The organism is Ohtaekwangia kribbensis (genome assembly GCF_042676245.1).
GTDB lineage: Bacteria > Bacteroidota > Bacteroidia > Cytophagales > Cyclobacteriaceae > Ohtaekwangia > Ohtaekwangia kribbensis.
The window spans coordinates 1,476,489-1,495,848 of the sequence record NZ_JBHTKA010000001.1; the positions used below are offsets into that span (position 1 = coordinate 1,476,489).

Annotated in this window: 13 protein-coding genes; 6 read left to right on the forward strand and 7 right to left on the reverse strand. The window is 44.9% G+C overall.

From position 1 onward, the window contains the following. Positions 1-38: 38 nt before the first annotated feature. The 4 genes from ACFQ21_RS05840 to tcmP form a co-directional block, all read right to left on the reverse strand. Positions 39-1,496 (reverse strand): amidohydrolase, encoded by a 1,458-nt coding sequence (locus ACFQ21_RS05840; RefSeq protein ID WP_377576129.1) that lies wholly within the window; start codon positions 1,494-1,496, stop codon positions 39-41. Positions 1,497-1,560: 64 nt separating this feature from the next. Then, positions 1,561-3,201 carry a RagB/SusD family nutrient uptake outer membrane protein gene (locus tag ACFQ21_RS05845; protein ID WP_377576131.1) on the reverse strand — a complete coding sequence of 547 codons (1,641 nt, stop codon included), beginning with the start codon at positions 3,199-3,201 and terminating at the stop codon, positions 1,561-1,563. Positions 3,202-3,230: 29 nt separating this feature from the next. Further along, a complete protein-coding gene (locus tag ACFQ21_RS05850) occupies positions 3,231-6,464 on the reverse strand; it encodes a SusC/RagA family TonB-linked outer membrane protein (RefSeq protein WP_377576137.1) in 3,234 nt (1,077 codons plus the stop codon). A 325-nt stretch (positions 6,465-6,789) separates the two neighbouring features. Continuing rightward, positions 6,790-7,632 (reverse strand): three-Cys-motif partner protein TcmP, encoded by an 843-nt coding sequence (gene tcmP, locus ACFQ21_RS05855; RefSeq protein ID WP_377576140.1) that lies wholly within the window; start codon positions 7,630-7,632, stop codon positions 6,790-6,792. Between the two features lie 83 nt (positions 7,633-7,715). On the opposite strand from tcmP, the gene ACFQ21_RS05860 reads away from it, so the two are divergent. The 3 genes from ACFQ21_RS05860 to murA all read left to right on the forward strand — a co-directional run bounded on the left by ACFQ21_RS05860 (position 7,716) and on the right by murA (position 12,313). After that, a complete protein-coding gene (locus tag ACFQ21_RS05860) occupies positions 7,716-9,974 on the forward strand; it encodes an ATP-dependent helicase (RefSeq protein WP_377576142.1) in 2,259 nt (752 codons plus the stop codon). 264 nt (positions 9,975-10,238) lie between these two features. Next, the gene (locus tag ACFQ21_RS05865; protein ID WP_377576145.1) at positions 10,239-10,925 is read left to right on the forward strand and encodes a DUF4290 domain-containing protein; all 687 of its coding nucleotides are present in this window, start codon (positions 10,239-10,241) and stop codon (positions 10,923-10,925) included. Positions 10,926-10,999: 74 nt separating this feature from the next. After that, positions 11,000-12,313, forward strand: coding sequence for a UDP-N-acetylglucosamine 1-carboxyvinyltransferase (gene murA / locus ACFQ21_RS05870; protein WP_377576148.1), 1,314 nt, complete (start codon positions 11,000-11,002; stop codon positions 12,311-12,313). Here murA and ACFQ21_RS05875 read toward each other — a convergent pair. The 3 genes from ACFQ21_RS05875 to ACFQ21_RS05885 all read right to left on the reverse strand — a co-directional run bounded on the left by ACFQ21_RS05875 (position 12,300) and on the right by ACFQ21_RS05885 (position 14,179). Then, positions 12,300-12,998, reverse strand: a complete 699-nt coding sequence (locus tag ACFQ21_RS05875) for a hypothetical protein (RefSeq protein ID WP_377576151.1) — start codon at positions 12,996-12,998, stop codon at positions 12,300-12,302. The two genes, murA and ACFQ21_RS05875, sit on opposite strands and share 14 nt — an antisense overlap. Before the next feature lie 103 nt (positions 12,999-13,101). Next, positions 13,102-13,869, reverse strand: coding sequence for an exodeoxyribonuclease III (locus ACFQ21_RS05880; RefSeq protein WP_377576154.1), 768 nt, complete (start codon positions 13,867-13,869; stop codon positions 13,102-13,104). A gap of 148 nt (positions 13,870-14,017) precedes the next feature. After that, positions 14,018-14,179 (reverse strand): hypothetical protein, encoded by a 162-nt coding sequence (locus ACFQ21_RS05885; RefSeq protein WP_377576156.1) that lies wholly within the window; start codon positions 14,177-14,179, stop codon positions 14,018-14,020. 240 nt (positions 14,180-14,419) lie between these two features. Between ACFQ21_RS05885 and hisS the strand changes: the two genes are divergently transcribed. From hisS to ACFQ21_RS05900, 3 genes are read left to right on the forward strand one after another with little or no spacing between them, the layout of a single operon-like run. Beyond that, on the forward strand, positions 14,420-15,787 hold the full coding sequence (gene hisS, locus ACFQ21_RS05890; protein WP_377576159.1) for a histidine--tRNA ligase: 1,368 nt from the start codon (positions 14,420-14,422) through the stop codon (positions 15,785-15,787). Positions 15,788-15,841: 54 nt separating this feature from the next. Continuing rightward, positions 15,842-17,341, forward strand: coding sequence for a histidine ammonia-lyase (gene hutH / locus ACFQ21_RS05895; RefSeq protein ID WP_377576162.1), 1,500 nt, complete (start codon positions 15,842-15,844; stop codon positions 17,339-17,341). Next, on the forward strand, positions 17,338-19,287 hold the full coding sequence (locus ACFQ21_RS05900) for a T9SS type B sorting domain-containing protein (protein WP_377576164.1): 1,950 nt from the start codon (positions 17,338-17,340) through the stop codon (positions 19,285-19,287). The genes hutH and ACFQ21_RS05900 overlap by 4 nt, the downstream gene beginning before the upstream one ends. The last annotated feature ends 73 nt before the right edge of the window (positions 19,288-19,360 follow it).

A 19,360-nucleotide genomic window follows, 5' to 3' on the forward strand; every position in this document is an offset into this window, starting at 1 on the left:
CCCGTGCCCGTCAAAGCTTTTGTGTCGCTACAATCTGTCTACTTCGCTCCGATCTTTCTGTAATCCAACGCTGGCTTTCGGTCGCCCAGCAGGGCTTCATATTTAAAACTGGTGCCTCTCCGTTCATTCAATTCCTCCCAGGCTCTCTTTAATTTGTCAGGAGCGTTGTACAAATCAATGGCTGTTAACGCGAGCGATTTGGCTGCGATCATCATGCCTTTGTAACCAATGGTAGTTCCTCCTGCGGCTACTGCCTGCCAGCTATGCGCTGCTGTTCCCGGCACCCACGTAGCTGCCCCCAGCCCTACCGTTGGCACTACCCAACTTACATCGCCTACATCGGTAGATGCACTGTGTGGAGTATTCTTCACTTCGAAAGGCATGATCTGGTTCGTTGTCTCCAATGACGGAACATCCCCTGTAAACGTCTTCTGTATAGCCGCAGCAAATTCCTTTTCGGCAGCCGTATAGGTATATCCTTTTACTGCGCGCAGACTGCTGTCCATCATTACCGCCAGTGTCTTATTCGGTAACACATCGTATACACCACCTGTTATTTCAAACTCAAGTCGCGTACCCGTACCAAGTGCTGCTCCCTGTGCAGCTTTCTCAATGCGCTCCCATACAGCTTTTACTTCATCGCGTTTGGGGTGTCTTACATAATAATATACTTCGGCATAGGCAGGCACTACATTGGGAGCTTCACCTCCGCTTGTAATGATATAGTGAATACGCGTCTCCTGCGTAACATGTTCGCGAAGCATATTTACCATATAGTTCATGGACTCAACTCCATCGAGCGCAGATCGGCCGCGCTCCGGTGAAGCAGATGCGTGTGATGCTATACCATAGAATCTGAACTTACCGGTTTTGTTGGCGAGCGTTGCACTCGCGCTGGCACTGTTGGCTGGTGCCGGATGCCAATGCAATACAGCATCAACATCAGCAAACAAACCACTGCGTACCATATATACTTTACCGGAGCCACCTTCTTCCGCAGGCGTTCCGTAAAACCGGATGGTGCCTTTTATCTTGTTCGCCTCCATCCATTTTTTTACGGCTATAGCGGCTGCTGCCGATGCTGTACCAAACAGGTGATGACCGCAGGCATGTCCGGAAGTTTTACCGGGTATAGGTTTTAATTCCGGAGTTGCATCCTGCGATACACCGGGCAATGCATCGAACTCGCCCAGTATAGCGATTACAGGTTTACCTTTTCCATAGCTCGCTACAAATGCCGTAGGCATACCGGCCACGCCAGACTCAATGGTAAATCCTTCCTTTGTCAATTCCTTCTGAAGCAATGCAGAGCTTTTCTCCTCCTGGAAACCAACTTCTGCATACTCCCATATTTTCTGCGCTACAGCAGAGTATGCCGCATACTTATCATCAATCGATTTAATAACTTCTTCCTTTGTACGTTGCGCGTAGAGCGAACCTGAAATCAATAGAACAGGTATAAGCAAAAAGTACCGGGCGTTAATTTTATATAGCATAATCTAAAGTATATATACATGTGAAAGGGTGACCTTCATCGATCACCCTTTAATATAACAAAATTTATTGACGTGGATTGGTTGTCTCAGCACTGCCCGCAGCAGGCGGATTGTATACAATTTCATTATCCGGTACATCCCAGTAATCGAGATAATTATAGTTAATGGTTGCATTGGTACTTACAACACCTGTTTTACTCAGCGCTATAGCCCCGGTGCGTCCGCTTTCAATTATACCCCAACGTCTTGCATCATAAAATGAAAGCGCCCTGAACAGCAGACCGATCCTTCGCTCCTTCCGAAGTTCTTCGCGAGCTTCATCTTCCGTAAGTCCTGTGCCGGCAACGGCTGCAAGTCCTGCACCCTGTGCTGTACGAACGGCATCGATCAGCGCAAGACCACCTTCTACATCCGAAGTATAAATCATTGCTTCTGCTTTCATCAATTCATTTTCCTCGTAGCTCCCTGCCAGAAATAATTCATAACCACCAGCAGCATTGTTGCAGAATTGTATAACAGAAGCAGAGCCTGCCGTTATACTCCGGTCTATCAATTCCCACCGCGTGAAAAATGCATTGCCACGTGATACCTCGCCAATATAGGCGGATGAGCGTTGCTTGAAGTTATTGGTGAATCGCAGATCACCCGCTTTAAAATCCTGTATCAGTCGTTCTGATATTTTATAGGTTGATGTACCAGCTGTTTTAGCAGACACAGTTCCGGTGGAAGGTGCCAGAAAATCTCCGTTGGCGTTCGAGCGACCGGTAAATACAAAATCAGAAGCCACTATACCGTTGTTGGTAAGCGTCAGTATCTCATTCCACTGCGTGGCAGTCATATCTGCTGCTTTGGTGTTTACCAGTATATTTCGTGCCTTCATGGTATTGATATTCCGCAACCACATAGCCGGTGTAAGCACGCCACCTTTGCCGGACAGGTTAAAGCTGGGTATCAAACCGGTTAGTGTACTTGTATAGTCTGCATTAACGGTTAGCCCGTTTAATATACCGGCAGCCGCATCGAAGCTCGCGTTAGCCGCTGCAATTATTTCTTCCTTGGTTACATAATTACCGTTGGTGCCGTTGAGCTCTTCTCCGTTGGCTACATCATTAATGATACCGGCATAGTACATCGAGCCTATGCGTGAGTACGCATATCCTTTCCACCAGTATGCCCATGCCTGAAGCACACCTTTTTTCGTTGCGGCATCGCCTGAGAATGTTATATCATCTATATTCTCCAGTATTACATTGGTAGCGTTGTTGATGTTATACATATAGGCCCATTCGTAAAACGTAGTATTCTGATAGCCGGTGGAATTTACGTTGGCGGTGATGCGTATAAAATCCAATTGCTTGCTGGGAGAATTCGGGTTTGTCAATGCAGTGCCATCATCCAGAGTTACAAGGTCAGGACAACCGATCTGGTTCATAAACACGTTGGCTATATCGGTGCCGATAACATCGCCCATTAACTCGTGGTAGCCTATAGCGCCTGACCAGAAATACCCGGGCACACCATCGTAATACTTAAGGTCCTTGAAACCCGTTATATATATACCTTGTCCGAAAGCAATAATACCCAGTTCATTCTTGATAGCTTCCGAAGATGGTTGATTGGGATTTTCAACATCCAGTTGATCGCTGCACGATATACTGATGAACGTTATCACCAACATCAGCGAAAATATCTTTGCCATTTTCATAGTGAAATCTGTTTTACCGTTTGTAAAATTTATAGACCGATGTTTAAGGTTGCCTGGTAGGACTTGAAGTTCGGCATCGTGCTGTGATCGGTACCGCGGTCCCACGCAGAGTTGGAAGAACCCGAGCTAATCTCCGGATCAAAGCCGGTATAGTCTGTTACCGTCCACAGGTTACGACCGGAGAGCACGAGCTGCAATTTGCGAAACGCAGGCAGGTTAAATACTTTCGCGAAGTCCAATCCTACAGCCACGTTTCTTAAACGCAGAAACGAGGCATCTTCATAAAAGTAATCTTTGGTTCCGTTGGCTGTTCGCTGCGCATATACACCTCTGTAAAATGCGGTCCATGCTCCTTCTTCACCTTCAATGGCGATAGGCCTGGCATAATCGCTGTGTATACCATCGCGGTACATCCACTCTTTCGTCTGGTTATACAAGTGGCTGCCATATACCCAGTCGAACTGGAACGAAAATGTCAGGAAACTTTTATAGGAGAAATCATTGATGAACGACAAATTGAATTTCGGGTTTGGATCACCGAAGCTATATTTATTGGCCGTGAGGTAAGGCTGCTTGGTACTTTTACTGACAACATAACCGTTACTGGCCACAGTATAATTTACCTGCTGCGCTTCCGGTATCAGGAAGTTTCCATTGGCATCTCGTTCCGTAACACTGTGTAACATTTTGAAACCATATAGCTGTCCGATCTTGTCACCTGCTTTCAACACATAGTTGGTACTTCCTGCACTCGACAGAATAATTACTTCCTGATCACCTCGTATGGAAAGTATCTCGGATGTTTGCTTGCCATAATTTACCGTGGTGTTCCATCGCAGGTCGCTGCTGTTATAGGCTGTTGCATCCAGCGAGAACTGAATACCATGGGATCCCAGCGAGAAAGCATTATCGATCAACGTTCCGAGTCCAATGGAAGGCGCTACATCTACCGGATAAATTGCATCTTCAGTCTTTCGGTCCCAATAGGTACCCGAGAAGGCTATATCATTTAGCCAGTTTGTATTCTTGAACAAGCTTACCACTATATCTGCGCCCACTTCAAATTCTTTGGAAACCTCCACGGATAACTCCGGGTTACTTTGTGATCGTTTATAGTAAAATGCCGTACTGCTTCCTACAGTTGTAGGAGACACCGTAATATACCGGTCGAATGGTTTTGGCTGAATACCGGCTTCACCGTACGCAGCCCGTATTTTCACTTCGGGTAAAACACCATTCATATTGCTGTTCTCCCAGAATTTCAACGCAGATACGCGGAAGTATGCATCGCCTCGCGGAAATGTAAACGGCTTTGATCCTTTTCCATAGGCAGAAGAATAGTCGCTGCGGAAGCCTCCGGATATACCGGCTATATCACCGTATTCAAAACGCTGATTCACCAGATATCCGTACGTAATGAATGGTTCTTCATAATCACGAAATACCTTCCAGGAGGAAGTATTCTCGCCTGTATAGGGCTCGTAAGCAGAGGGCAGTCCGATGGCAGCCGAAGTATACTCCTTGATAACATTTTTACGCCAGTCGAACGAAGCCTGTGTAATGGATTTCAGCGGAAGCTCAATACCAAAGTCTTCTTTGAAGTCCAGTGCAATGGTAGCCGTACCTAAAAAGTTCTGAAAGAATATACTGTTGCTATACTTGGTAAGATCACCGGTATTGGTAGAGTTGAAGTTTACTGCCGGGTTGTTCGGGTTGTCATTATATATTTTAGAAACATACGAGTTGGTGATAAACCGCGATGAACTGAGCCAGTACTTCACGTTCGCATTAGCCGATTGGTTGGAATACTCGAGATCGCGATCCTGCACCTGGTAATTCAAACCATACTTTACATCGAGCTCTACAAATTTCGGAAATGCATAATGAAGATTGAAGTTCTGGATGATATCAACCTTATTGTCGTTGTTGTGCGTATAGTGTTGCCGGTATAGCGGGTTGGATGAATTTATACCAGCCGTCTGGTTCAGGTATAGGGGAATGGAACCATCGTTCGTAGTAAGGGAGAAGTCGGCAAAGGGATACGCATTGAGCAGGCCGTATAGAATTGTGCGGTCGCTGGTTTTGAGTGTACTCTTGGTATAGGCCAGTTGTGTAATGGTGCGGAACTTGAGTCCTTTAAACAGATCGATACCTATATTTGTATTCAGGTTGCTGCGGTCCCAGTAGCCGTTGTTCACAATGTTACTCTCTTGGTGACTGTTTGATGCTGATATACTGAAATCAACTTTATCGCCTCCTCTGGAAACAGAAATACTGTTGTTTATCGTGTTAGCCGGTTTAAAGAAAAAATCAAAGTGATCGATATACTTCAGGTTGGCATCGTATGCTTTATCATTCTTTACGGTTGGGTCAGTAGAGAAATACTGAACATTTTCGGTATATATACCATTGACTGCATCGAATGTTATCGGATTTCCGGATGAACCGATCACGTTGTTATTGGCATCGGTTACAAACGCGTGATACTTGGCTTTGCTTACTCCGCCAACGTTCAGATATGTATTTTCGGTTATGCTGGAAGATATATCTATAGCCAGCTTGCCGCTTTTACCTTTCTTCGTAAACAGTTGTATAACACCGTTCGCTCCCTGTGCACCATAGATAGTAGCAGCAGCAGCACCCTGCACTACCTCTACACGCTCGATGGAATTGAGATCTATAGTTTGCAGGCTGGTAGCACCTACTTGTATACCATCAATAAGAATCATAGGCGATGTGCCCCGGTTCAGTGTATTGATACCCCGCAAGAGTATATTTATATCTGCACCCGGTGTACCGCCTGTGCTGGAGATCTGCGCTCCGGCAATTTTACCAACGAGTGCCTGATCGATTGATGCCGAAGGTGTTTGTGGTAATTGATCCGATGTAACCGACTCTACAGATATAGCAATCTTTCGTTTGTCGGTAGCAACGCCTACACCAGTAACAACCACTTCTGCGAGTTGCCGGGCATCGGTTGCCATCTGTACCGGTATAACTGTAGCATCGCCAATGGGAATCTCTTTTGTTTGAAGACCGATAAATGAAAATATCAGTGTTCCTTCCTGACCGGATATAGCAAGAGAGTATTTTCCTTCTGCATCCGTAACAGTTCCAATGCTTGTACCTTTCAACAGTACATTTACTCCGGGAAGTGCTGTTCCATCTTCCGTGGATACAACCGTTCCGGAGATCGTTCTCTCCTGAGCCCACGTGTAGCATGCGAAGCCCATCGCGAAACAATACAGTAAAATTCGCTTCATAGAATTTAGGTTTAGACATTTCAATTTATCCAAACTTTTATTCTACAAAAACAATGTTTAACCAAATAAAATACAGATAATATATACTATAACAAAATATAAAACCAACAACAACCGATTGTTCAAAATTTAAAATCGTTTGCATGCTGCTATAGCATCTCTCAAAAAAACGGAGAAGAAAATTTAAAAATACCGTCTCGTAAGGTATATATATAGGGATATAAAATATACCGGGCTGTCCGTGTACTCTGCCAGGAAGTAAAAATATAGGTACTGACTATATACTTTACTCTGCCGGGCTGAGCGCGCCGTAGTATATATATACTTACCACAGCTCAAATTGCACGTGCTCACTCTCCTGCACATCGCTGAGCACAGCTTTGGTTGAAAATTTCTTGGAGAAGAAGCCGATGTAGTACGCGGGGAGCTCCATTAGCCTGGACTCAAGTTTATGCACCGACAACGCGGTGTTAAGTCCCAGCACCAGCATGTTGTTCTGGTAAATGCGTACCATGTGTTTATAAAATTGCTGGTTGCTCTGCACATTGGCGAGTCGCTGCAGATCGGCAATGCCGAGGTATCGCTTCAATTGCTCGCGGTGTTCTTCGAGGTAAAAAGCGTAGCTCATACGTTGATTCATCATCCAGGTAAACGGTATGAGGAAACTAAATCCGCACGCTGCGAGTTTATCCAGTAACGCGTAAGGTATTTCGAATGAGAACGGATCGACCAGGCAAAGAACAGCTTTCTTGTTTCCTTTTGTTTGTGGAATAGCGGAGCGAAGTCTGTCGGCCAGTGCATCTAGCGGTTCGTCCAGCAACAGTATATTTTTATTGCGGAAGAAACGATCTGCACGACTTTGCAACGCATACATCTGCTCATGATCGCGCTCGCACAGAATCCATTGTGATAGAGGCAGATTAGCAGCGAGCAAAGACAAAGAAGAACCGGCAAAAATTTCTTTCTGATGTCCGAATGAGAAGAGACCACTGCCTGCACACAGGTCAACCAGCACAATATCATCCACTCTTCCGGCAGCATTCACGATGAATGATTGCACGTAACGTTCTATGAGCTGAACCTTTACTTTAAACCACGGTTCTACAGCAGTTACACTGAGTCCGTCAGACTGAAAAAATGGAACTTGCGCGGAAAGTTTTGAGTTCAAGAAAAAAGATTTTTTCAAAAGTACTGAAGGTTGAAATTGATTAAAAGGATGTCAACCTTTAATGTTTAATTTGCGCCCTGATTATGACCGATTATTTAGCAACCCTTAATGAACCTCAGCGCGAAGGTGTACTTACAACAGATGGTCCGTGCATGCTTATTGCCGGTGCAGGCTCCGGAAAAACACGCGTACTAACCTATCGCATAGCACACCTTATTCAACAGAAAGGTGTTGATCCGTTCAGCATCATGGCGCTGACCTTTACCAACAAGGCCGCAAAAGAAATGCGCGAGCGTATTGAAAAAGTTGTTGGCCACGATGCCCGTAATTTATGGATGGGAACTTTTCACTCTGTGTTCTCCAGAATTCTGCGCGCAGAAGCACATCACCTGGGCTATCCGCACGACTTTACGATTTATGATTCGGATGATTCGAAATCACTCATCCGCACAATTGTAAAGGAAATGGGCCTTGACGATACTGTTTATAAAGTCAATACCGTATATAGCAGAATCTCTGCTGCAAAAAACCGCTTGATCAGTTGGGAAGACTACCTGCGCAATGCTGAGCTGATGGGCGATGATGCAGCCAACCTGCGCCCGGAGATCGGCAAGATATACAAGACATACGCCATGCGCTGTTTCAAATCAGGCGCGATGGATTTTGATGACCTGTTATTCAACACTGATAAACTTTTTAAAGAACACCTCGAAGTACTGAATAAATATCAGCACCGTATTCACTATGTATTGGTGGATGAGTTTCAGGATACCAACCTGTGTCAGTATTATATCATCCGTAAACTTTCCTCTGTAAAGGAGAATGTATGCGTAGTAGGTGATGATGCGCAAAGTATATATGCGTTTCGCGGTGCCGACATCACGAATATTCTGAACTTTGAGCGCGACTACCCGGATCTGAAAGTGATCAAGCTTGAACAGAATTATCGTTCAACGCAAAATATAGTGCAGGCAGCCAACTCGGTGATCAAACGAAATCGTGCACAGCTTCCTAAAAATGTATGGACTGCCAATGAAGAGGGCAACCTTATTGAACTGATCAAAGCTGTATCCGACAATGAAGAAGGAAGACTGGTGGCTACATCTATCTTCCAGGAGAAAATGCAGCATCAGCTCAAGTTCAGCGACTTTGCTATACTATATCGAACCAACAGCCAGTCGCGTGCTATAGAAGAAGCACTGCGCAGAATGAACATCAAGTATAAAGTTGTTGGTGGTCTGTCGTTCTATCAGCGCAAGGAGATCAAAGACCTCCTCGCCTACCTGCGCTTTACCATGAACCAGCAGGATGAAGCTTCGTTCCGCAGGATCATCAATTTACCGAAGCGTGGTATAGGAGATTCAACGGTTGACAAGATTGTTGTAGCAGCGAATGATCATGGTACTTCTATCTGGGAGATTCTGCAGAATGCAACGCCATTTGTTGGCGGAAGGGTTGCCGGACCGATCGATGACTTCGTAGCGATGATCAAACGCTTTACGATTGAGATACAGCGTAAAGATGCTTACGATGCTGCCTTTGAAATTGCTAAAGGTTCAGGCCTGCTTCGTGAGCTATATGAAGATAAAACTGTTGAAGGGTTAAGCCGTTACGAAAACGTTCAGGAATTATTGAACGCGATCAAGGAATATGTAGATGATCCGGAGCGCCAGGACAAAACGTTGGGTGCATTTCTGCAAGAGGTATCGCTGGTTACTGGTCAGGATGAAGATAAAGACAAAGATCCTGATAAGGTAACACTGATGACCATACACATGGCCAAAGGACTTGAGTTCAAGTATGTATATATGGTGGGGATGGAAGAAGACCTCTTCCCTTCACAGATGATGATCAGCAGTCGCGCAGAACTGGAAGAAGAAAGACGATTGTTCTATGTGGCGATCACACGTGCCGAGAAGCGCCTGTTCCTCTCTTACGCCTTAACGCGTTATCGTTTCGGAAGATTGAAGAACTGTGAACCGAGTCGTTTCCTGGATGATATCGATCAGAGCTTCATCAAGGTAAGTACGAAATTCTCAGGTCTCGAATCCGCGCCACCGAGTGACTATGCGAAGAAGCTGGTAACGGGAATTAAAAAGACTATTACCTCTGCACCTCCGGCACAGAAACCAACGGCATACAAAGCTCCGGCTGATTTTGTACCAAGCGATACTTCATCTCTGAAAGAGGGTATGAAAGTAGAGCACCCCAAATTCGGCTTTGGCACCGTATTACAAATGGATATGTCGGGCGCAGACCGCAAGGCCAAGATCAATTTTACAGAAATTGGCGAGAAAACCCTGCTGTTGAGCTTTGCCAAGCTGAGGATCGTAGAAAACTGATTTTGGCGTTTTTATATATTCCTGTAGCTTTGTTAGGAACTGGGAACATAATGTTCCCTGCCGGAAATCGTTTCGTAGTATAAGGGCTGACTGAAAAACGCCTGATACTTTATAACAAGTAGATTTACTTTTGGCTAAATCCATCAGAAATATACAGCTTTCATAACGAGTGTCGTTTCCTGAAGAAGATATAGCAGCTCGTTTACTATAAAGCCCAGGATATAATTTAGAGAAATATCACAATCGTACCTCATATAAGAATTTATGATCGGAGAATACAACACCCAACGTCCGGGTATCATTTTGAAAGAATACGGACGCAACGTTCAGAAGCTGGTAGAGTATATCAGAACTATCTCTGATAAAGAAAAGCGCACGGAGCTTTCCTATACATTGATCGAACTCATCAAGCAACTTACGCCTTCTATTAAAGAGCAGGGCGATGATCCGCAGCGCATGTGGGACGACCTGTATATTATTGCCGATTTCAACCTGGATGTAAACAATCCTTTCCCAGTGCCGGAGCGTGAGATACTTTTCAAAAAACCGATGAAGGTTGAGTATCCGCAGAGCAACATCCGCTTCAAGCACTATGGTAAAAATATTGAGAAGCTTGTAAAAGAGGCGTTGAAGAAAGAAGATCCACAGGAACGCCAGGATGCCATTATATACCTCGGCAAACTGATGAAAACTTTCTACGCTAACTGGAACAAGGAACCACTGGATGACTCGGTTATCCTTCGTGACATTCAGCAGATGTCGGGTGGTGCCTTGAACATGACGATCGATCGCGTACGCGAAGACAACCTGTTCGAGAAGCTGTATAAAGAACGCAAGAAGGTAAGACCTCAGGGCAACGGGGGTCATCAGCACCAGCGCCAGGGAGGACACCGCCCTTTCAACAAGAACAAAGGTGGCAATCAGAATTTCCGCAGAAGAAGAGATCAGTAATTCAGCGGTATAACAAATCTTATCAGGTACGATTTTGTCAATTTCAGGCATTGATAATAAGCTATTGTTTTTAAATGAGTGTATTCAAAATTAAAGGCGGGAAGAAACTAAAAGGAGAAATCGTTCCGCAAGGCGCCAAAAACGAAGCATTACAAATTGTAAGCGCGGTTCTTCTTTCGGCAGAGCCCATTACGATTCACAACATCCCCGATATAGTGGATGTTAATAAACTGATCGAACTGATCGGTGACCTCGGCTGTAAAGTTGAAAAGCTGGGCACAGGTTCCTATCGCTTCACCTCGTCAGACATCAACATGAAATTCCTGGAGACGGATACGTATCGCAAGAAGGCGGCTGCGCTTAGGGGTTCCGTTATGTTGCTCGGTCCGATACTGGCGCGCTTTGGTAAAGCAAGCTTGCCGAAACCTGGTGGTGATAAAATCGGCAGACGCAGACTGGATACACACTTCCTCGGCTTTCAGAAACTGGGAGCAAAATTCAACTTCGATTCCAGCGAACACCTTTTCCACATCGATGCTTCTGAACTTACTGGCTGCTATATGCTGCTGGATGAAGCTTCCGTTACCGGCACAGCCAACATTGTAATGGCCGCTGTACTCGCAAAGGGCACAACAACTATATACAACGCAGCCTGCGAACCATACCTGCAACAACTGTGTATGATGCTGAATCGCATGGGTGCCAAGATCTCGGGTGTAGGTTCCAATCTCCTCACCATTGAAGGTGTGAGCAAACTGGGAGGAACGGAACATACCATGCTTCCGGATATGATCGAGATTGGTAGTTTCATTGGTCTTGCTGCCATGACACAATCCGAGATCACGATCAAGAATTGCCGCATCGATATGCTGGGTATCATCCCGGATATATTCAAGCGCCTCGGTATAAAAATGGAATTCCGCGGAGATGATATATATATACCTTCGCAGGAGCACTACGAGATTGAAACATTTATCGATGGTTCTATTTTAACCGTTTCCGATGCACCGTGGCCGGGCTTCACGCCTGACCTGATCAGTATTATACTGGTAGTGGCCACGCAGGCAAAAGGAACGGTGCTCATTCACCAGAAAATGTTCGAAAGCCGCTTGTTCTTTGTAGACAAGCTGATCGACATGGGGGCACAAATCATACTTTGCGATCCGCACCGAGCCAACGTAATTGGTCTGGACCGCAAACAGAAACTAAAAGGTATCAAAATGTCGTCACCGGATATACGTGCCGGTGTAGCACTGCTCATCGCAGCACTTTCTGCGAGTGGCACAAGCGAGATTTCGAATATAGAACAGATCGACCGCGGTTATCAGAATATAGAAGGTCGCTTAAAGGCGATCGGTGCCGAGATCGAGCGCGTCAGCGCTTCGTAACAATATCATTTAAGTAACGGAACAGCATCACCAGGTGCTGTTCTTCTTTTAGATTCAGGTTATTCTTCCTTATATACTGATCAATCTCATCGGTGTACTCAGACGGTACAATTTGTTGCAGTGATTTTTTATTCTTGAATTCCGTTAGTGGTTTTCCTTCTGCGGTAACGTAGTATTTTTCATCGTCTATAAATTCATCAAACTCGCGGCCCGCGCTATATGCACCCTGATAACTAGCCTCTTTGAATATCTTTATATTCTTTTTGAGAAGTTGAATATTCCCCGGCACCAATACCTGAAAATATAGCAACTTGTTATCTTCTGCTTCCACTTTCGTAAAATGTAATGAATCCGTACCGGTATATATACTAAACCGGTTTACCAGTTTTTTATGAATAACATATTCGCTGCCGTTACGGGCCATGATCAGTTCGTTTGCATGCGCATCGAAATTTACTTTCGGATAGGTAACAACCTTTTTATCAGTCATGTAAATTTTGGCGGGAGAAAAATCCTGCAGCAAGGTAACGGAGCCTTTTACTCCTTTATAGCGATTATCAAATGTGCGGGCGGTATAGCTGCCTGCACCCAGCATGTTTACATTGTTCTGTGCTTCCAGGCCGTTCACCTGTGCGTAGAGCGGCACTGCTCCAATAACGAGAAGAATTATAGCGATCAGTTTCATTTGTATATTTCCCGGGGTTAGCGTAGAATACAAGATATACATACTTGTATCACTCAAGATACAAATCAGGCAACAGTTTTGCCAACCGGAAAATACGACAACGTTACAATTCTATACGAAGGGCTACCGGGCAGTGATCAGACCCGAGGTATTGATTATAAATGGCGGCATCTTTTACCTTATCGATAATCGATTCAGACACCAGGAAGTAATCAATTCGCCAGCCTGTATTTTTAGCACGGGCATTGAACAGGTAATTCCAATAGGTATATTTCACTTCTTCCGGGTAAAAACGTCTGAAGGTATCAATGAAGCCGGATTCAAGCAGGCGTGTAAAGCCATCGATCTCGCGCTGGGTATAGCCGGCTGATTTGTTATAGTTCTCTTTGGGGCGCGCTATATCTATAGCCTGATGCGCCACGTTGAAATCGCCACAGGCAATCACTGGTTTTCTGCGGGTGAGCCAGTTGAGGTATTCCGTAAACTCTTTATCCCAGCGCTCGCGGTAATCGAGGCGCGCGAGTCCTTCACCTGAGTTGGGTGTATATACTGTTACCAGGAAAAATGTAGGATACTCGGCTGTGATCACACGACCTTCCTGGTCATGTTCCTCCAGGCCCATATCGTACGTTACCTGGATCGGTTCTTCTTTCGAAAGAATAGCAGTGCCGGAATATCCTTTTCTGGCTTTGGACGAATTGATGTATACATGATAACCTGGTAAAAGCTCAAGTGCCGAGCGCACTTCTTCAACCGCTGCTTTGGTTTCCTGAAAACAAAGAATATCAGGATCCATCTCCTTTACATCTTTCAAGAAATCTTTTTTAATGATCGAGCGAATTCCGTTTACGTTCCAGTTTACCAGATGCATGAATACAAACGATTAGCGTGTAGTTTAAAAATTGCTGCACGTGTTCTGCGGGCAGCCCGTAAAATCAGATGCTATTTACGATTCAGGAATAAAACAAAAAAGCCCTGCACGGATTGTGCACAGGGCTTCTTGTTATACTTTCGTATGATTAAGCTTTCTTCGAAGCGTTAGCTTTGAATTCTTCTTTAATCTTTTCGATATCTACGTTTTTGATAACCGGTTTAGCATTCTGGATTTTCAGCGACTGGCGTCTTACTGCTGATACTGCTTTATCTTTACGGTTTTTTCTCTTAAGTCTTGTTACAGCCATGGCACTTTTCTTTAAAAGGAGCGCAAAAATAACCGCGTTTTTCTGAATTGCAAAGTATTGATCTACTTTTTTATTAAATCCATTGCACCAAGTTCACGAAGAACACGCAAAGAAGTACAAAGAAAAATACCTTTGAGAAACTTTGTGCCTTCGCTGAGTTCTTTGTGCGGTGGATTTTGGTTCTATCAGCGCCCATGCTCTTCAAATCCTCAATTTCCTGTTTAGCTTTGCGGCCATATTATGGAAAAACCGACATTACCAAAGGGAACACGCGATTTCGGGCCGGTTGTTATGGCCAAGCGGCAATTCATTTTCGAGAACATCCGAAAGGTATTTCAGAAGTATGGCTTTCAACCGCTGGAAACCCCTGCGATGGAAAACCTCTCCACCCTTACCGGAAAGTATGGCGAAGAAGGCGATCAATTACTCTTCAAAATTCTTAACACAGGCGACTTCCTGAAAGATGTCGACAATCAAAAGCTTGAAGCACGTAACTCAAAGCTCATAACTTCTAATATATCTGAAAAAGGTCTTCGCTACGATCTCACTGTCCCTTTCGCGCGCTATGTGGTAATGAATCGTAATGAAATTAGCTTTCCATTCAAGCGTTATCAGATACAACCTGTATGGAGAGCGGATCGACCGCAGAAAGGAAGATATAGAGAATTCTATCAATGCGATGCCGATGTAGTGGGAACAAACTCACTCATCTGCGAAGCCGAGATCATCCTCATGATCAAAGAAGTATTCAAAGGTCTCGGTATACAAGACTATAGCATCAAGATTAACCACCGTGGTATACTTTCAGGTATAGCGGAATACATCAAAGCTGTAAATGAGACAGCCCTGTTCGTTGCTATCGACAAGCTTGATAAGATTGGTGAAGATGGTGTAAGACAGGAATTACTCACGAAAGGTTTTGACGATGCGAGCATCACTACACTCTTCAAAATTCTGAGTGTTAAAGGATCGGCAACAAACAAGATCGCTTTTCTCGCAGCACACCTGGATACAACCCAGCACGGCATGAATGGTCTGCGTGATCTGCAGGAAGTCCTCAACATTCTGAAAAGTTACGGAGCCACTATCGACCACGTTGATTTTGATATAGCACTCGCCCGCGGCTTAAGTTATTATACGGGGTGTATCTTTGAAGTAAAGATCAATAACGTTGCTATCGGCAGTGTGAGCGGTGGCGGACGTTATGATAACCTGACCCAATCGTTTGGTGATAAAGAAAATCTTTCTGGCGTAGGCTTCTCCTTTGGCGTAGATCGTATATACGATGCTATGGAAGAACTAAAACTCTTCCCGAAAAATGCGCAGGTATCTTCAACTGTATTGGTTTGTCATTTTGATGATGAGAGTTTCCATTATGGATTAGGTGTACTTACACAACTGCGCAGTGCCGGTATAGCTTCGGAAATATACCCTGACCAGGCCAAGCTTAAGAAGCAACTTGACTTTGCGAACAAAAAGGGAATTTCATATACGATTGTGATCGGATCAGAAGAAGTAAAAAGTGGTTCACTTCCGTTTAAAGACATGGAGAAAGGTGAACAGGAAAAGATTACGATCGACCAAATCATTTCAAAACTCCAGCGATAAACAATAAACATTCCGTATACTATATTCCGCTGAACTGAATATATTTAGCAAATCATGGCAGTGCATTTCATCTCCGACCGGCAATTAACGCTTCACGATTTATCCGCTATACTGGCCGGAGATGTTACCTTGCAACTTTCAGAAGAAGCCAAACAAAAAATAATACACTGTCGTCAATACCTCGATCAGAAACTTGCTACTACGCAACAACCGATCTATGGTATCAACACCGGTTTCGGCTCACTATACAACCGGAATATATCGCACGATCAACTCGAAAGACTGCAAGAAAATCTTGTAAAGTCTCACGCTTGCGGTACCGGACCGGAGGTACCGGTTGAGATTGTGAAGCTGATGCTTTTCTTAAAAGTACAATCGCTGGCCTATGGTTACTCCGGAGTACAACTTGATACAACGGAGAGGCTGCTGGCCATGTTCAACGAACAGGTGTACCCGGTGATCTACGAAATGGGTTCACTCGGTGCCTCGGGCGACCTCGCTCCCTTAGCACATCTTACTTTACCATTAATTGGTTTAGGCGAAGTATACTATAATCAGCAGCGACTAACGGGAGAACAAATCAATCAGAAACTCAGCTGGTCAACTATACATTTCCAGGCGAAGGAAGGACTTGCTTTGCTAAACGGCACCCAGTTTATGAGTGCATACGGAAGCTGGTGTACACTCCATGCACACCGACTGATGCAATTGTCCAATATGATTGGTGCGCTTTCGCTGGATGCCTTTGATGGTCGCATAGAGCCTTACCTGGAGCCGGTGCATGCTATTCGTCCGCAACATGGACAAGTAAAAACAGCAGCATCGTTTCGTGAATTGTTACAGGGTAGCGAACTGATCGGTCAGCCTAAAAAGCATGTACAGGATCCATACTCGTTCCGATGTATACCGCAGGTACACGGTGCCAGTTGGGATGCTATCGGGTATGTAACCAATGTTATTCTCACCGAAGTAAACAGCGTTACCGACAACCCGAATGTTTTTCCGGAAGATGACCGCATTATATCGGCCGGTAATTTTCACGGACAACCACTTGCCCTGGCATTAGACTTCTTATCGATTGCTTTGTCGGAGCTGGGCAATATATCGGAGCGCAGAACGTATCAGCTTATCTCCGGAGTTCGCGACCTGCCGAATTACCTCGTAGCGAATCCGGGTATAAATTCAGGATTGATGATTCCACAATATACTGCTGCATCACTGGTGAGTCAGAATAAACAGCTGGCAACTCCGGCTTCCGTAGATTCGATCGTATCTTCGAACGGACAGGAAGACCATGTGAGTATGGGATCGAATGCTGCCACCAAAGCGTATAGAATTGTCAACAATCTATACTCCATTCTGGCGATAGAACTCATCACGGCTGCGCAGGCGCTCATGTTTCGAAGACCCTTAAAAACTTCTCCCCTCCTGGAAGAGTTTGTTCATACTTTCCGTGAACATGTTCCGTTTATTGAAGATGACCGCGTATTGCATCACGACATTGCAAAGGCGGAATTATTTTTAAAGAAATTTCCAGTTAACTATCCAGCATGAGAGGTAAAGCCTGTATTCTAGTTCTCGTTGGGATGCTCATCTCCTGGAAAAGCTGGAGTCAGTATAACAGCTTGAATAATAAATTTACCGTAGATCAGGTAAAAGGCTGTGCAGGATTGAACATCCAGGTTACGCACAACGTTACGCCTGCCTGTGGCTCCGGGGGTATATTTTGTGTAATCGATTATGGTGATGGCAGACCTGCTCAACCTTTCGTAAGTGGCGATATCGCGAATTATCCTACAGCCGGCAATTTCAAACTGAAAATTATATACTCTACCACCGTTGTTGATAACGACAGTGTGGGCGTTTCCATTACTGCCAACGATCCTCCTGCATTTGAACCATACTCCTGTAACGGCAACCAGGTATCGGTTAAAGTAACGGAGAGTAAATATGCATACTATATCTTCAACTATAACGATGCTACGGCAGAGGTAACAAAGCCTGCCAATGCTGCTACCGATATTCATACCTATGCGGCACCGCCTCCCTCTACCCGCAACGTTTCAGTGCGTGGTTACAACGGACCGGGTACTGCTGATAACTGTGTAAGCAATACATTGCCGGTAACGGTTGCTGCAACTTTACCAGCCGCCACTATATCTCAGACCGAAGTACTCGATGCATCTTCTGTTAAAGTCGATTTTGCGTCATCGCCTTCTATTCAGTACCGGTTCATGATCGCTACGAATAATGCCACCAGCTTTCAACAGTATAAACAGATCTATAGTCCTGCGGCCGCTACACTCACAGAGACTATACCAGGCATTCGCCCCGATGACAATTATTATTGCTTCCGGGTAGATACGTATAACCCGTGCGGGAATAATGTAGCTGCAGTTTCTCCTATCGTATGCAGTACAAACTTTGATATAGCGGCACAAAACAATCAGAACAACTTAACGTGGAATACTGCGAACGCGTCCGGGGCACATCCGCTTGCCAATTTTACGGTTGTAAAAAACAGCACAGCATTAACGCCTGCGCTTGCCGCCAACCTACGCGCGTATAGCGATACTGATGTAGTGTGTGGCACATCGTACACCTATAGACTTGAATCAAATTACCCTGGTAATGTTAAAAGTCTTTCGCTGCCCAAAACCGTAACCGCATTCTCAAGCGATATACCGGCTGCTATTGAAAACATCAGTGCCGTGGTGAATCCGGCAGGCACTGAAGTACAACTCTCGTGGATACAAGACCCGGCTTACAATGCATCGGAGTATACTATATTAAAATCCGACAACGGGGTCTTTACGCCACGCGGTACATCCGATCAGATTACTTTTACAGATAGTGAATATACCACTGCTTCAGCAGCATGCTATAAGATTGAGTACATCGATGCATGTAACAACCGCAGCGCACAGAGCCGCGAAGCTTGTCCGGTAGCATTGACGGGAAATGTACAGGGCAACAACGTCATCACCATTAATTGGACAACGTACAACGGCTGGGCTGGTGGCACCAAGAATTATGTTATCGAAAAATATGATGCCGGTGGAACCTTGCTTCAAACTATTGATGCCGGCTCCGCTACCACCTATACTGACAATGCGCAGGATGTAGATAACCAGGTATACTATTATACTATATATGCTTACCCTGTAGATGGAACTTTGGCAGAGTCTGTATCCAACACTCTGGAGACCATCAAGCAACCAAATCTTTTTTACCCTACCGGTTTTACACCGAACCACGATGGTCTCAATGATAACTTTACCGTTTACGGACAATTTGTAGCGAAATTCGAGATGAGAATCTTTAACCGCTGGGGTGAGATGATGTATACCACCGATGATCTTACCGGTGCCGGATGGGATGGTACCTATAAAGGCTCCCTCATGCCCGAAGCTACGTATGTATTTAAAGCGAACATCACTGATTTGCTCGGAAGAACATTTGAACGCTCCGGTTCTTTCTTCCTCATTCGTAAAAAATAAATACGATTCATGTACTGACAATCGAACACAGGTTTACTTCGTAAATCGCATTTACTATTTGTACCTTTGGCCT